The organism is Mucilaginibacter sp. 5C4 (assembly GCF_034345625.1).
GTDB lineage: Bacteria > Bacteroidota > Bacteroidia > Sphingobacteriales > Sphingobacteriaceae > Mucilaginibacter > Mucilaginibacter aurantiaciroseus.
Genome location: NZ_CP133775.1, coordinates 2267360 through 2283018, shown reverse-complemented (window position 1 = coordinate 2283018; position 15659 = coordinate 2267360). Strand labels below are relative to the sequence as shown.

Sequence of the window (15659 nt, the reverse complement as noted above, 5' to 3'; positions counted from 1 at the left end):
CAAACAATAAAAGCTTAATTGACCGGAATAAGCAGGGCAGGTATGTTTAATTACCTGCCCTGATATTATTTAACAATATAAAAGTATAGATTATTTAAGACCCTGTATAAAGCCCGCAAAGGCTACCTTCTTTTTGTAATTTTTATCAAACAGTAATGGCACATCCGGTGATGCTGTTGTGTTTAACCAGCTATCAGTATCTGATACCCCCCAAACCGTTACCCCGTAGCGCTGTCCTACAGGTACGTTTTTAAGATACGATTGCATCACATACTTGTACAAATCCGCCTGCAAATTCAAACCGGTTACACTCGGGGTGTAGGTGGCTGATCGTGATGAATTTAAGATGATATCAAGTTCCGATATGCGGATCTTTACACCTGTTGATGCCAGCGCCTTAAAGGCATAATCGATACCAGCGTGTGATGTATTTAGGGCAATGTGCATTTGTGTACCGATACCATCTATAAGCGCACCTTGTTTATTAATGTAATTGACCAGGGCAACAATCGAGTCTGTCTTGGCCCTTGATACCTCCAAATTATAATCGTTAATGAACCTTAACGCAGATGGGTCTGCAGCCTTTGCATATTGAAAAGCTTTCAGGATGTAGTTGTTTTGATCATACTTGGTTCCAATGTACTGTCCATACAAAAACTCATTATTGGCAGCAACGCTGTAATTGGTGTTAGTACGCAATGCCCCGTTGTTGGTAAATGGCTCGTTAACCACATCCCATGCTTTGATATTACCTGTGTAACGCTGCATAGTAGTTGTGATGTACTTTTTCATTTCGTTATCAATAGCTGTTGCTTTTTGGGCAGCAGTTTGCTCTATTATACCGCTGCCGCTGGCAGGGCCGGTTACGGCAACATCGTCAACATAGTAAGTATTAGCAACAGAACCTATATCTATCAACACACGCGTTTGCGCATCTTTAGCGTTAAATGTAAAGGTGTAAGGGGCAAAAGAGGTGGTGGTAGCATAATCGGAAGAGTATTGTGCCGTTGTACCAGTTGAGATCCTCATTTTACCGCCTGCCGTTGCTGCTTTGATGTAAAACGTCATGGTGTAAGATGTACCCACAGTAGTACCGAATAGATCACTGGCCAGCTGTACCGAATAAGCCTCGCCATTGGCCGCTACCGAAACTTTAAGCGACCGGCTGCCTGTGCGCACCTCATTGGCGCCGGAGCCTGCCATAAAAGAAGCAGCACCGTTATAAGCGCCCCAATTGGTGAATGAACTACCGCTGCCGGCTTCAAAACCACCATTGGCCAGCACGTTGGTTAATACCGGTGCTGTTACCTGCGGCGCGATCAGCGCATTTAAATAGGTGCTGTTTTGCTGCGAATGCCAAACCAGCGTATGACCAAAAACCTGCAAGCCGTTATTTTTACAAATGTTGTATAAAGCATCGGCTGTGGTGTAATTGTAAGTTCCATTATTGGTTACAACAGAACCTTCCTTTAACTCGTTACCGAAGGTAATGTTATTGGCATGCGCCTTTACTGTAGCCAAAAACGCTGCATTAGATGACATTGGACCGTAGGTTACAGCCATTCCCATATTTGGGAAGCTACTTGCCGTTAATATTTTAAGCACGCCCATGCTATCTGCAGGGTTTACATTGCCGGTGCTGGTTAAAAGTGGTGTTTCCGGCACGGTTACGTTATCATAATTATCCTTACGGCAGGAAGAACTACAGGCAATAAGCATACCGGCGACGCAAAGCCGCAATATTTTTGTAGAATTTTTCATAATTAAAGTTTTGTTTGATTTTAAAACGAAGTAAAGCGCTGCCAAGTGGCAACGCTTTAGCCCATCATTAAATAAATCCGATATCATCAATATAAACAGTGCTGCCATTTCCATTAAGGATCTGGATCACAAGTTCCGATATTGTGGCTGGGTTACCTACCGAACTAAGTGGTACCGTATAATCGGTATATTTTCCCGGGCTAATCGGTACGGCAAATGCCGAGCCGTAAGAGCCGTTGATAACCACCTGCACACTTTTCCCGTCGGTGCCGTTACCACCGTATACTGAAAATTTAATGGCAGTTAAACCGGCTTTTTTCACATCTAACGTAGCGCCGTTATAACCTACCTGGAAAGCACCGTAAGCATCGCTAAAAGTTGTTTTAATGGCAATAGTGCCTCTTTTTGGATGCTCGGTATTAGCAATATCACGGGTACTGTTATAACCGAAGTACGATCCCCAGCCTGAGGTGAAGGCATCATCATATACCAGCGCCTTAAAGCCAAATGACCCCGGCGAGCGGGTTGTGCCGCCCGGTGTGGTTACGTAAACATAAGCTTGTACAACACCCGCAGGTACCCTTACCTTAATCTCGGTACTGGTAGGCGTTCCAACAATTTCTGCAGGTGTGGTGTCAAACCTCACAGCTGATACAGAATTGAATACCGACCCGGTGATGGTCACAATATCTCCTGCACTGGCTGCCAGCGGTGTGAAACTTGCAATAGTTGGCGGCGGCTGCTGAATACCGAAGTTAAAATCTACCGTACCGTATTGTGTCACGATGGTCAGTTTATTAGACTCTGTAGGGCCAAACGGAAGGGTAGCCGGCAAGGTCAGGATAATGCTATTATCCGTTACCAGGCCGGGATTAAAGTAAACTAAAACACCGTTGAACGACACAGATTTTGTTGTTTTTAGATTGGATCCCAGTATAGCGTACTGCGTATTCAACCTGCCTGCTGCAACCGTTGAGTCATATGCATTCAACCGTGTCTGGTCATAAATGCTGTTAGAATCTAAGGTGATGGGATGGATAACATCTCTTACTGTATCTGTTTTGCTAAGCAAGCGTACACGGTTAACCATTGGCGCACCTTTGCCGCCCTCGTTATTCTTTTTACAGGCCGATATTCCGCATATAATAAGCAGCGGCAATACCAGGTAAACTATTTTAAGATTTAATTTCATGATGATATAATTAAATTATTTAAAAACGTAAGGAACCGGTGGATCATTCAATTTAGGATCTGCAGCCGTTTCTGTGGCCGGGATAGGGAACACAAAACTGGCATCGTTAATGTTAGTCAGGTAACCATTACCGTAGCGGTTAGGCGGAGTCTGGCTATCAGATGTACCTTTATCCTGCTGCTTGATGATTTGTAGCGCAATAGGGTGGCTGGTCTTGTTATAACCATCCAGGCGCATCAAGTCAAAAAAGTAGTCATTCTCGAATGCAAATTCCCTGCGGCGTTCATCTAACAGATCATCCTGGTAAACTGTTGGCCAATGCTGGCCTTTTTGATTACTGCCGGCAACATAGTTAGGGTTGGTCACAAAGCCGCCCCTGTCTATTACCGCCAGGTTACCTAATCCCGCCCTTTTGCGAATAGTGTTGATAGCTGCAAGCGCTTCCGGATTTGAACTGGTTTTGGCACCGGCCATTATTGCCTCTGCTTTAATAAAAAACAACTCAGCGTAACGCATCAGGTAAGTATTGTTAGCTGATGATTGTGCGCTACCGGTACCGCCATTATCAGCCGGTGTACCTACTACGTATTTTTTAACCTGTGCGTGGGTGCCCTGTGAGTTGGCATCGGCAGGTAAGGTATAACCACCTGCAGACTGGTTGATCTCGGGATATTTATCGCCCGGCAACATAATGGTCGCTTTTCTGCGTAGATCGTTCGGGTCAAATTTATCCTGAAGATCAAAGGTTGGTGCCATTTGACCGTAACCATCCCCTGTGCCGGTGATCTGGCTGTTGTAAGCTACCGCAGCTTGGAAAGGGTTACCCCTGCCGTAACCGCCGTTACCGGCCCATTGTAAGGCAACAATCGATTCTTCGTTGTTATTGTTAGCTGTCAGGAACAAGTCGGCGAAGGATTTTCCAGGTACATCTATTCCGTACAGTTTAAATTCACCGCTATTAATCACTTTATTTGCTTCGGTCAGCGCGTTTGGATAATCCTGCATATACAGGTAAACCTTTGCCAGTAAAGCAGATGCTGATCCGCTGGAAACTTTAGCGTTAGATGGCGACGTACCGCTCCTATTTTTGGTGTAGCAATTCGCTTCTGCAAACTTCAGGTCGTTCACAATAAACTTATACACATCAGCTACCGGGTTTCTTGGCACCTGGTAATCGGCCACATAATCAAATGTGTTTTCGACGATCGGTACCGGGCCAAATACCCTTACTAAATGGAAGTAAGCAAGCGCCCTCCACAAATGGGCTTCGCCCAGTGCGTTGTTAACTACTACCTTATCTACCGATGCCGGAACCTTAGACGGCAGATTGTTGATTACCGCGTTGGCTTGTGCAACTTCGATATACAGGGAGTTCCATACCGCCGAGATCTCAAAATTGGTTGCCGAAACAGAAAAATCCTGAAAATTGATAATATCCGCAGAATATGTCCTGCCGTTACCCCCGCCTAATTCTGTAATAGACCAGCCTCCTTTACCGCTGTAACCAAACCATGGCGCGCTGTATAATAATAGGGTACTGGCATTAACCTGCTCTGCATTCTGGTAAAAGTTATCAATCGTGATCTGACTTTTTGGAGGACGGTCAAAGTACTCTTTTTTACAGCTACTGCTGATCATACAGGTCAGCGCTGTTACCGTTATTAAATATTTATTAAATGTTTTCATGTTAAATTCTAAATTAAAATGATGCATTAATACCAAATACAATGGTCATAGGTATCGGGAACCTGCCCAGGTCAACGTTAGATAAGAACACGTTCTGGTTAACAGAACCAATCTCCGGATCGAGGCCTTTGTAAGGTGTAAATACATATAAATTTTGACCACTTGCATAAACACGTAACCGCTCAAGCTTTGCTTTTTTAGCAATTACTGATGGCAGTGTAAAACCAAGACTTACATTCTGCACCCGTAGAAACGAGCCATTCTCGATAAAACGATCCGAGTTCAGCAAATTGGGGTTATCCCCTGCTATCGGCCTTGGCACGTTGGAGCCCGGGTTTGTTGGTGTCCAGAAACTGGCTACATAGGCCACCTGGTTTTGATAAAGACTTCCTAATCCGGCTATCTGGTAATTTAATACGTTAAATATTTTAGCACCATATGATCCATTCAGGAATATCGACAGGTCGAAAGCTTTATAAGAGAAATTATTGGTAATACCGTAAGTAAATTGGGGATTAGGGTTGCCGATAAAGGTTTGGTCGTTGGCGTCAATTTTACCATCATTGTTAATATCCTCATATTGGATATCGCCCAGGTAAGTACCACCGCTGCCTGTTTGTATAGGGCGGCCAAACTGAACCGGTGCGTTGCGTAATTGCTCAGCCGTTCTGAAGATGTCTTTTATTTTGTATCCGTAAAACTCACCAACAGATGTACCCACCTGTGTGCGGGTTACCGGTAACGCCAGGAAACTGGTTGTTACGTTTTGGCTGATGAAAGGTACGCCGGTATATAAAGACTCTACCCTATTGGCATAATGGCTGAATACTATTGATGTGTTCCATCTGAAATTGCTACCTGAGATATTTTTTGTGTTAATAGACACATCAAAACCATTAGCCTTAAGCTCGCCACCGTTCACATATGGCGGGCTGATAACGCCTGTACCGGAGTATTCGGCAGTTTGGCCCAACAGGAATGCCGGTAGCGCTGCCTGGAACAGGAAGTTCTTTGAACTTTTGCGCCAGAAATCTACAGATGATTCGATCCTGCCGTTAAATAAAGAGAAGTCTAAACCAACGTTGGATTGAATAGCGGTTTCCCAGGTTAAATTAGGGTTAGCTATTTTATCGATAGCGAAACCTGTACCCTGGCCCGTGATCACCGCATTTAAAGCAGAACCGTAAAGGTAGTTTGGAACAGCTTGGTTACCAGTTTGGCCGTAACCTAATCTTAGTTTAACGTTATCAGCAACGCCTTTTAATTCTTTCCAGAATGGTTCTTCAGACACGCGCCAGAAAGCACCGAAAGAAGGGAAATAACCTGTTTGATGGCCTTGGGCAAATTTAGATGACCTGTCTGCCCTGAAAGTTGCTGTTAAATTATACCGATCATTAAACGTATAAATAGCCCTTGCAAACGCTGATTCTAATACATCTGTCGGGCCAATGTATTCTCCTACTGTTGCGGTTTTAGCGTCGCCCAGGCCCAGCGCCGGAAGGTCGTTACTTAAAAAACTTTGGATATTGGCCGAATTATCTTTGTAATTGATATTGATCAGCTCGTGGCCGGCTGTAATCTGTAAGGCATGCTTTTTAGCAAATGTATGGTTATAGGTAAGGTATTCTTTCCAGGTCCAGTAAACGGAATTGCTGTTGTATTCCTGTAAAGATGCCGTTAGATTTACAAAGCGCGGGCCGTTGTTGTAAGTTGGCCTGAATAATTTAGCTGCGCTAAAGTTAAGGTCGCCATTACCTTCCGAACGAAAGGTAAGGTCTTTTGTTAATTTCAGATCGACATATAAACCACCATTAAAATTATAACGGGCAAGGTTGTTGGTAATACGCAAAGCCTGTTCAACCGGGTTATTTTGCCCCCCTATCTGATCGGCCTGCGGTCCTGCAAATGAACCATCTGCATTGTAAACAACCTGGTCTGGCGCGCTTAATAATGCCGTATAAATTATACCAGTATTGTTGCTTAAAGATGTGTTTTGGAAACTGTAGCTGCCAGACATGGTTGTACCAACTTTTAACCATGGTTTAAGCTGGGAGTTTACATTGGCACGCACATTATAACGTTTGTAATCGTTACCCAATACTGTACCGTCCTGTTTAACAAAACCTGTAGAGATATAGTAATCGGTATTGTCTTTTGCACCAGAGAAGCTTAACTGATGGCTTTGTTGTGCAGCCGTTTTAAAGATCTCATCCTGCCAATTGGTACCTTTGCCCAAAAGTTCAGGGTTGGCAAACTCGCCCCTTCTGGAAATACCGATCACATCGGCTAGGGCGTTTTGCAGCGAAGCATATTGTTTCAGGTTTAACATCGGCAACTCTCTGCCTTGTTGCTGAAAACCGTAATAACCGTCATATCCTACGCGGAAACTACCGTTCTTACCTTTTTTAGTGGTGATGATGATCACACCATTAGAACCCCTGCTACCATAAATAGCCGTAGCAGATGCATCTTTTAACACATCAATTGATTCAATGTCACTCGGGTTAAGAAATGATAGCGGACTAACACCGTTTTCGCCATTATTAGGCGCTAACTGCGGCGAACGCCCACTGGTTGTACGGTTATTGGCATCACCGGATACAGGTACACCATCTATAATATACAAAGGCTCGTTAGATAACGTTAAAGATGTGATACCGCGGATGTGTACCGAAGTAGAACTACCTGGCCCACCTGAGTTTTGCGTAATGGTAACACCTGCCGCTTTACCCTGCATTAACTGCTCTATACTTACCTGTGGTATATTGGCAATATCTGCTGCTTTTATAGATGATATGGCACCTGACAGGTTACTCCTGCTTTGGCTACCGTACCCTATAGCTACTACATTAACATCTGTTAATGAGGTGGTTGATGAGTGCAGTATGACGTTAATAAGCGTTTTGCCATTAATGTTCACTTCATGCTTTTCCATACCGATAAATGAAAACACTAATGTCTTTCCGTTTGCAGGCACGGTAATCGTGTAATTACCGTCAACATTGGAAATGGCGTTAACCAGCATATCTTTTACAGATACGGTTACGCCAGGTAAAGTGATACCCTTATCGTCTGATATTGTTCCTTTGATCACTATACTTCCTGTTTGCGCCATGCTTAGCATACTGTACACAAGCAGGAAAAACAGTAGTACTATTCGTAAATTTTTTCCCATAATAATTGTTGTTTGTTTTATAGAGCTTAATTGGTTTATTTCTTAAGAGCAATAGTATATTCGATTCCATCAGTCAAAACCTTTGTACATTGAAAACATGCAATTCCGATTTTTTACAATGCAGTATACTACCCCATTGTAAAACCGATAAGATTATAGCCTGACTGATTTATTAAGTATTCCTCCTTTCCGTATCGAAATTTTAATCGATTGCGTTATTTGTTCCTCGTTGCTAATCAGCACTGTAGAACTTGTAAATAAAAAATTGATTATTAGGTGTAATTGGTGTTACGACATAAAAGTAAAAACATTATTTCAATAATACAATCGATTGCAATAATTTTTTAATAATTATTAAGACAAGAAAAATCAGGTGCAAAAATCCTTGGAATCTTAAGAAGTAATGAAGCACGGTTGCTGGATGAATTAATTAATTTGATGACACCTTTCGCCCTATTCCGGATACTGTATTAACGGATTTGGATAACTAGCATCTGTTTTGCTGCGGATATTTGTACGGAAATAAAACATCAAATTATGGAAAGCATTAAGAAAGTTAAATCAGGAAACCAGGGGCTTGAAGTAACTGCCGTAGGCCTGGAAACCATGGGCATTATCAAAAACGGGGATTATAAAATCTACAGTAAAGCACATTAGGCCGAATCGATCTTTACAATTCAACCAGATAATGCAAATCAGTTTCAGACACAAACTACATTTGAACAGGAGGTGCTAAATGATTATATTAGTTGCATCCAAACAAATATGACGCTCAATAATAAGAAAGCGACTTACCTGATCAAGTCCAGAAAGGCTTATATTACAGATATTTATTTGACATCGTTTTTTACAGTATTTCTTGTCGCCTATATCACATTCTTAGCTGAAGTTAAACTTCATGCTCTAAAATTTCCTTTAAAAACCAGGGACTAAATCTCCACGCCAAAAGTTGCATGCTGGTCGATGTCGCCACGCGCCGTATTTATACAATTGCAGACGTCAACGATAGCGAAGCCAATTGCTAAAAGTCTGTCGGCTCCGCATTAACATCCAATTCCCCCGAATAATATTTCGGGTATTATCAGTACTTAAACAAAAGTAGCGATAGAAGCCATTTTCTTCAAATCTTCAAGAAAAGAGTTCGGAAATTGTGTACTAAGGGTTCACTTAAGAAGGAGTTTATTATAGAACGCCTTCTTTTTTTAACATAATAAAACCCTCATTTACAAGTCCTTGAACCGCTCTTTTATTAACAATAAAAGAGTTCGAGATTTGGCGAAGTTATACTCTCTTAAGATAATTTAATAAAAAGGTTGCTCTATTCCCTTGTGAAGTCTGTTTTAGAGTTCGGTAACGCCTTAAGGCTACACTATTGTTATAACAAGAATGACGTCAATTACAGATAGAAACTCTTTTATTCTTTATTATAGTTCGGTGTAGTAACTAAAGGGTATGGGTATCTTTATTAACAAAAAAGCAATGTCAAATGCTGAAAAAAGGAGAACATATTGAAGGAACCCCTGCCGAATTGCCGGTACTCCTCGACCAAGAGCCAGAACGAATTCATTTTTTGAAGCCTGTCAAAATCTTATAAACAAGGCTACCGCGATTGGGTGGCATCAGCCAAACAGAAAGAAACCAGAAAAGCTAGCGCCGACAAAGCAATGATTATGCTCCGCAACAAACAAAAAACATTGAAGACCTGATCACTCTTTAGCTAAGGGATAACCTTTGCTAATCCAATTCGTTTGCAAATTAACCGGCAGATTCAGCAGTTTAATGTTTGTAAACCCCATTTTTTTTAGATCAAGAAAAGCAGGTTTAATATTCGGGCACTTGGTAAAAGGGCAACAACCGCAATAAATAATGACCATCGTGTTTTTTGACAGCGCAGCTACTGAACTTTTTAATGCTTTTATATTTTTATCTTCACTTACCGCGCCAATGTGTTTTGCGCCTTTGATATCTTCGACCGCGCCAATATTTAATACAAGCGGCCATTTAGCTGGTGCTTGCTTTAGAGTGGCCGCTAAAAACGCAGGCTCCAACAATTCACTTTCCGTCCAGGGGTAATTGTTCAGGATAGATGGTACAGCAACCGGCGATGTCTGCGCTTTTGCCAATGAAGACGATAAGCTGCCAATTAACAGGCAGTAAATGGTTAAACGTATTTTATTGCTCATTTGGTTGAAATTATGATGACCTTTATTACAAAGATCAGATTTTATGCATGAAGGTAATGAAAAAGCACATTGGGATGATATTTATTCCAATAAAACTTCGAACCAGGTAAGCTGGACGCAAGCAGTTCTGCAGACATCCCTGGATTTCATTCACCAGTTTGCCTTATCCAAAAACGCAAGAATCATCGACATCGGCGGGGCGATAGTATGCTGGTAGATTTTCTTTTACAGGAAGGCTTTCAGAACATTACCGTTTTGGATATTTCGGCATCTGCGATTGATAAGGAGAAAGCCCGGCTTGGCGAAAAAAGCAACCTGGTTAAATGGGTGGTCTCTGACATAACCGATTTTAAAACGGACGATCATTTTGACCTTTGGCATGACCGCGCGACTTTTCATTTCCTGACCCGTGACAGCCAGATAGCTGCTTATCTGCAAATTGCGGGCAGGTCAATCAATAACTATATGGTGCAAAACCAGTTGAAAAAAGATTTTGAAAAGATCAGGTGTATCAATGAAGATCATATCACCCCCTTTCAAACAAAACTTTCTATTCTGCAGCTTTTAAAGCAAAGCATCAATTAAGACGTTAAATCACCGTTATCAGCGCATCGTTATCCGGCACCTTTAACCAACCGATAGGTGCTAAACTGTGCCCCAGGCTTTGTAGTGTTGCTTCAAATGCCGCCGCACCTTCTTCCGCAACGGCTACCAGCAGGCCGCCACTTGTTTGCGGGTCGGCCAGTATATATTGCTGTTCTTCGGTCAGCGCGCCTATTTTACTTCCGTAACTATTCCAGTTACGTTGCGTGCCACCGGGAAAGCATTTTTGTTCCAGATAACCTGCTAAAGACGGGATAACCGGCACCTTATTAAATTCAATAATTGCTGATAAACCGCTACCCTCGCACATTTCTGAGAGGTGGCCCAGTAAACCAAAGCCGGTTACATCCGTCATGGCCTTTACATCATCCATCTGCCCGAATACTTCGCCCAGTTTGTTTAATGTGGTCATGCTCTTTAGTGCAATAGCTGCATCTTCCGGCAACAATACGCCTCGTTTTTGAGCAGTTGACAAGATGCCAACCCCTAAAGCTTTGGTAAGATATAATTTGCAACCAGGGGTTGCAGTCGAGTTTTGCTTCAATTGCGGGATATTTACTATACCGTTTACCGACAGTCCGAATACCGGCTCGGGGCAATCAATGCTATGACCACCTGCTAATGTGATACCGGCTTCGGCGCAAACAGCGCGGGAACCTTCCAATACTTTTTGGGCAACTTCCGGCGGAAGTTTATCAATCGGCCAGCCTAAAATAGCAATGGCTAAAACAGGTTTACCACCCATAGCATAAACGTCGCTGATGGCATTAGCAGAAGCAATCCGTCCGAAATCATACGCGTCATCCACAATCGGCATAAAAAAGTCGGTAGTGGAAATCAGGGCGGTGCCATTGCCAAGATCTAATACCGCAGCATCGTCCCTTTTATCATTACCAACCAATAAATTTGGATCGGCAACGGGGGCAATATTACTATGCAGTATCTTGTCTAAAATGGCAGGGCTGATCTTACAGCCACAACCCGCACCGTGGGAATATTGAGTTAGTTTAATTGTTGTTGTATCCATTAAGTAGCTGGCGCGTTGATTGTAGAATTTAAAATATGATTGGCTTGCGTAGCGATGTCTGCATCGGCAAGATCAAGCGATACGACTTTGGAAGCGTCTCGTTTACTTAGACCGGTGCGGTAAGTTTTATCATAATATACTAAAACTATCTTCACAAAATCTTTCATGCGGCCTTCCATGATCGCTTCGATGGCAAATTTAGTTTGCTCCGGGCCAAGCCGTTTGCGGATGCGTTCGGTAGACTCCATCAGGAAATCTTTATCTAAGCAACCGTATTCGGCGGCCAACGCGTTAACGCGTAGTTGCAGGCCTACCTTAATATCGATAATTGCCGCTTCCCGCATTTGATGCCAAAACGGATTGGGGATAGAGCGTTTACCAATGGTCAGGCTTTCATCCTCTACCCAAACCTTTTTTTGCAGGTCTAATGCTTTTAACTGGCCGGCCAGGTTATTCTCAAACTGTTCCTGGGTAGGCTGTATCATTTTATTCATACTGCCATAAGAGGAACCCTGATGCTGTGCCAGTTCTTCGAGGTCTATTACCTGTTCACCTACAGATCTTAATTGAAGTAACAATTTGGTTTTGCCCGAACCGGTCATTCCTCCCAGTATCTGCAATTGATATCGCTCCTCGAATTGCAGGTGCACCCAAATACGGTATTTTTTATAGCCGCCTTGGATAAGATAAACATCGAAGCCGTAGAGATCAAGTGCCCATGCCATTGCCCCGCTGCGCATACCGCCGCGCCAGCAATGTACCCCTATCTTTTTATCGGGTGCAATGATCAAAGCTTCCTTAATAAATCCAGACCACTTTGAACCCGTTAAATCAAAACCTAAAAGGATCGCTTCCTCCCGGCCAACCTGCTTATAGGCCGTACCAACTTTTATTCTTTCTTCGTTGCTAAACAAAGGTTGATTAAATGCGCCTGGAATGTGTCCATGCTCAAATTCGGCTGGTGTGCGTACATCAATCAGCGGAACAGAAACATCCATCAGTAGAAAATCGCTTATCGCTATTGGTTTGATCATCGGGGCAAATATACAGTAGTAATTAAACTATATGGTGGCGAGGCATGTGCTTTATTCGACTTTGCAACCAAATAGAGAAAATTAAGAATTACAGCCGCATCATTTTCATCGATATGGATGTTGCTTTTAGCTAATATAGCAATTGCTTTCTTGGCAGTCACTCTCCTATCTTTAAAATTATGAAGTTGTAGAAAAGGCGTTTGCGTCTGCACTTCAGTTGAATCGAGTTGATATTCAGTCTTACTTTTGAGCAACAAAATATTTGACAAGGCTTTATTTACGTTAATTTAAAAACTACCATGCTTATCGAAATTGATTGGAGGTATCAGATTGATGATATGTTTTTTATCATTTATATTCAAATGCTTGAAATCGGAAAAAATTTCCCTGAATGATTTTTTTTTAATTGTTTGTCTAGACAACTCAACTTTATTGTCACCTTTTCCAAATTATTTTTAAAGTCGTCCAATATGATTTGATACTCTTTTTTTAAATTACTGAAATCATCAAATTGAATTTTCTCATTTATAAATAGTTTTCTTGCTTTAGAAACAAAAGGTTCTTGTTATTCAATTTGCTTAAGCAACAGTTTTCGCTCACTTAAATGTTCATCGCGTTGAATGTTTACATTTATATCCTCTAAAAAAAGATTGAATAATTTTTCAACGCCAAAACAAAGCTCTATTGATTCAATTTATCCTCATAATTACCGTTGAGTACATTTGCTTTAAATCTTGTTTTGCAGCCCGTTCCACAATGATAATACGGGTATCTTTTCGTTTTTCCTTTGGAAAAGCTTCCGCTTAATTTTCTATTGCATGCGGGCAAACCAACTATTTGCGCAACATGAACATTTCGCTTATTTCACATACCTTACTTACAATTTTTCTTTTTGTATTGATAATGTTTTGAACTTTACAAAAATCAACTGTTGCAGCGCCCCCTATTAGTTTTTCGCTGTCGTTTTTGCCGTTTATAAAACGTTGAAATAACGACATTAGAATATAAAACCAATTAAAAAACAATTGAAAACGTGTGCAAATTATTAACTGATGAATATTGTATATCCCAATCGTATACATTGCATATATTTTTAACAATAGTTAAACCGAGGCCGGCACCTTCTGACGTACTCCCTTTTTGGAAGCGGTCAAAAATTGAATTGCTATTAAGCGGACCGGTTAAACCCAAATTTTGGATTGTAAGCTTATCATTCGTTAGGTAAATATTAATGCTACCCTTACTTTGATTATGCCGTATAGCATTACTTAGCAGGTTGTTAAGTAGAATATCCATCAGGTGTTTACTAACTATAACTTCTTTACTGCCTAACTCGGCATAAATCCTTATTTCCTTAGATGCAGATAACTCCTGAAACTGCCTGAGCTTATCATTTATCAGCTGGTTAAGGTCCAGATTATCGTTATCTGCTATCAGATTGTTTTCTATCTTAACCAATAACAACAACGACTGGTTTAGCCGCGATAATTTCCCGGCTGCTCCATAGATATCCTGGATCTGATCGAAATGTTCTTTTTTCAAGGTTTCATCCTGTATCAATGTATCCAACTTGGATGTGATAACGGCAAGTGGTGTAAGCATCTCGTGTGATGCATTTTCGGTAAATTGTTTAAGATTTTGGAAATCGGTTGTTACACGGGATGACATTTCTGCAATAGCATTATCCAGATCCGCAAACTCATCAACTTTGTTGTTTGTTAATATAAAGGAACTGCTTTCTGATATATTAAATGCTTTCATGTGTGCCAGCAGGCCAAAAAAGGGTTTCCACAGATCGTTAAGTATATACCTGTTAGCCAGCGATAATATGGTTAGCAGCGCAAGTATTAATACAAGGGTAATAGCTGTAATTATCTGTTTAAGATAAACTGTGCTTTCGCTGGATATAATTATTCTGATCCTGTAATTATCGCCTTTAAATTTTATGCCACCTTCAAACGCCCGGCCACTTTTATCGCCACTTTTGCGGGGATTTACATAGGTAGTATCAAAATACCTGGGGCTGCTGTTTAGGGCATTTGTTTTTATGAATTCTAACTGGTTCTCGTCAATATCAAACTGTTTAGGCAACAGCTGATTTTGATGCACATACGTAATCACTTCAGAAACTTCTTCACCAAGTTCTTCATCCAAACGGTTATTTATGATCTTATCGATAGCGAAGAAATAGATAACCGCACCAATTAACAGTACCGACAAGGTGACAACGATGTTTACCTTGTTATAGTGGTCAGCCAGTTTCATCTATCCGTAAATTTATAACCAATGCCGTAAATAGATTTCAGATAATCGTTAGTGGTAACATCAAGGATCTTTTTTCGCAGGTTTTTAATGTGCGAGTAAATAAAATCAAAATTGTCATGCATATCCATTTCATCGCCCCACAAATGTTCGGCAAGGGCGGTTTTGGCAATTACTTTTCCTTTATTGGCTATAAAATATAATAGCATATCATACTCTTTACGGGTTAAAATTATCTCAACATCGTTTATAAAAACCGTGCGGCCAATAAGGTTTATCACTATCTCGTTAAAAATAAGGTTATTGTTGCTATTGGTGGCTTTACGGCGAAAAACCGCCACTATCCGGGCTTTTAACTCCGCCAGGTGAAAGGGTTTAACCAGGTAGTCATCGGCACCTATATTGAGGCCTTTTATACGATCATCTAACGAATTGCGCGCCGATATGATGATGACGGCCTCGCCCCTCATTTCCTTTTTCAAATAGTTTAACAGTTCAAATCCTTCCCCATCGGGCAGGCCAATATCAAGTAATACAAAATCGTAATTGTATGAAGCCAGCTTAGCCACTGCATCTGCAAGTGTAGCACTGCTTTCGCAAATGTTATTATCCTCGCTTAAGTAGGTTAGCATGTTCTCCCTAAGCCCTTGCTCATCTTCAACAATAAGTATTTTCACGTTTTCAAGTTACAACAATTGGTGCAATGTAATGGGGTATTTAATGGCTATTTACTCAA

The 15659-nt window shown here is 41.4% G+C and carries 13 protein-coding genes; 3 read left to right on the top strand and 10 right to left on the bottom strand.

What is annotated here, in order from left to right; all coding sequences use genetic code 11:
- Positions 1-90: 90 nt before the first annotated feature.
- From RHM67_RS10780 to RHM67_RS10765, 4 genes are all read right to left on the bottom strand, one after another.
- A complete protein-coding gene (locus RHM67_RS10780) occupies positions 91-1761 on the bottom strand; it encodes an endo-1,4-beta-xylanase (RefSeq protein ID WP_322226712.1) in 1671 nt (556 codons plus the stop codon).
- Positions 1762-1828: 67 nt separating this feature from the next.
- Positions 1829-2953, bottom strand: a complete 1125-nt coding sequence (locus tag RHM67_RS10775) for an IPT/TIG domain-containing protein (RefSeq protein WP_322226711.1) — start codon at positions 2951-2953, stop codon at positions 1829-1831.
- A 15-nt stretch (positions 2954-2968) separates the two neighbouring features.
- A complete protein-coding gene (locus RHM67_RS10770; protein WP_322226710.1) occupies positions 2969-4639 on the bottom strand; it encodes a RagB/SusD family nutrient uptake outer membrane protein in 1671 nt (556 codons plus the stop codon).
- A gap of 13 nt (positions 4640-4652) precedes the next feature.
- Positions 4653-7814: a TonB-dependent receptor gene (locus RHM67_RS10765; protein ID WP_322226709.1), complete on the bottom strand. Its 3162-nt coding sequence runs from the start codon at positions 7812-7814 to the stop codon at positions 4653-4655.
- Positions 7815-9391: 1577 nt separating this feature from the next.
- On the opposite strand from RHM67_RS10765, the gene RHM67_RS20625 reads away from it, so the two are divergent.
- Entirely contained in the window at positions 9392-9520 is a 129-nt protein-coding gene (locus RHM67_RS20625; protein WP_369124765.1) for a YdeI/OmpD-associated family protein, read from the top strand.
- On the opposite strand, the gene RHM67_RS10760 is transcribed toward RHM67_RS20625, so the two are convergent.
- The gene (locus RHM67_RS10760; RefSeq protein WP_322226708.1) at positions 9521-9997 is read right to left on the bottom strand and encodes a rhodanese-like domain-containing protein; all 477 of its coding nucleotides are present in this window, start codon (positions 9995-9997) and stop codon (positions 9521-9523) included.
- A gap of 43 nt (positions 9998-10040) precedes the next feature.
- Here RHM67_RS10760 and RHM67_RS10755 point away from each other — a divergent pair, with 43 nt between their 5' ends.
- Both RHM67_RS10755 and RHM67_RS10750 read left to right on the top strand, forming a co-directional pair.
- Positions 10041-10214 carry a hypothetical protein gene (locus RHM67_RS10755; protein WP_322226707.1) on the top strand — a complete coding sequence of 58 codons (174 nt, stop codon included), beginning with the start codon at positions 10041-10043 and terminating at the stop codon, positions 10212-10214.
- On the top strand, positions 10205-10582 hold the full coding sequence (locus RHM67_RS10750) for a class I SAM-dependent methyltransferase (RefSeq protein WP_322226706.1): 378 nt from the start codon (positions 10205-10207) through the stop codon (positions 10580-10582). The genes RHM67_RS10755 and RHM67_RS10750 overlap by 10 nt, the downstream gene beginning before the upstream one ends.
- Positions 10583-10586: 4 nt before the next feature.
- Here the strand turns inward: RHM67_RS10750 and selD are convergent, their stop codons facing one another.
- The 5 genes from selD to RHM67_RS10725 form a co-directional block, all read right to left on the bottom strand.
- A complete protein-coding gene (gene selD, locus RHM67_RS10745; protein ID WP_322226704.1) occupies positions 10587-11627 on the bottom strand; it encodes a selenide, water dikinase SelD in 1041 nt (346 codons plus the stop codon).
- Positions 11627-12661, bottom strand: coding sequence for a tRNA 2-selenouridine(34) synthase MnmH (gene mnmH, locus RHM67_RS10740; protein WP_322226703.1), 1035 nt, complete (start codon positions 12659-12661; stop codon positions 11627-11629). Before mnmH ends, selD begins: the two co-directional genes overlap by 1 nt.
- Positions 12658-12930: a hypothetical protein gene (locus tag RHM67_RS10735; protein WP_322226702.1), complete on the bottom strand. Its 273-nt coding sequence runs from the start codon at positions 12928-12930 to the stop codon at positions 12658-12660. The genes mnmH and RHM67_RS10735 overlap by 4 nt, the downstream gene beginning before the upstream one ends.
- A 745-nt stretch (positions 12931-13675) precedes the next feature.
- The gene (locus RHM67_RS10730) at positions 13676-14926 is read right to left on the bottom strand and encodes a HAMP domain-containing sensor histidine kinase (protein WP_322226701.1); all 1251 of its coding nucleotides are present in this window, start codon (positions 14924-14926) and stop codon (positions 13676-13678) included.
- Entirely contained in the window at positions 14923-15600 is a 678-nt protein-coding gene (locus tag RHM67_RS10725; RefSeq protein ID WP_322226700.1) for a response regulator transcription factor, read from the bottom strand. Before RHM67_RS10725 ends, RHM67_RS10730 begins: the two co-directional genes overlap by 4 nt.
- Between the last annotated feature and the right edge of the window lie 59 nt (positions 15601-15659).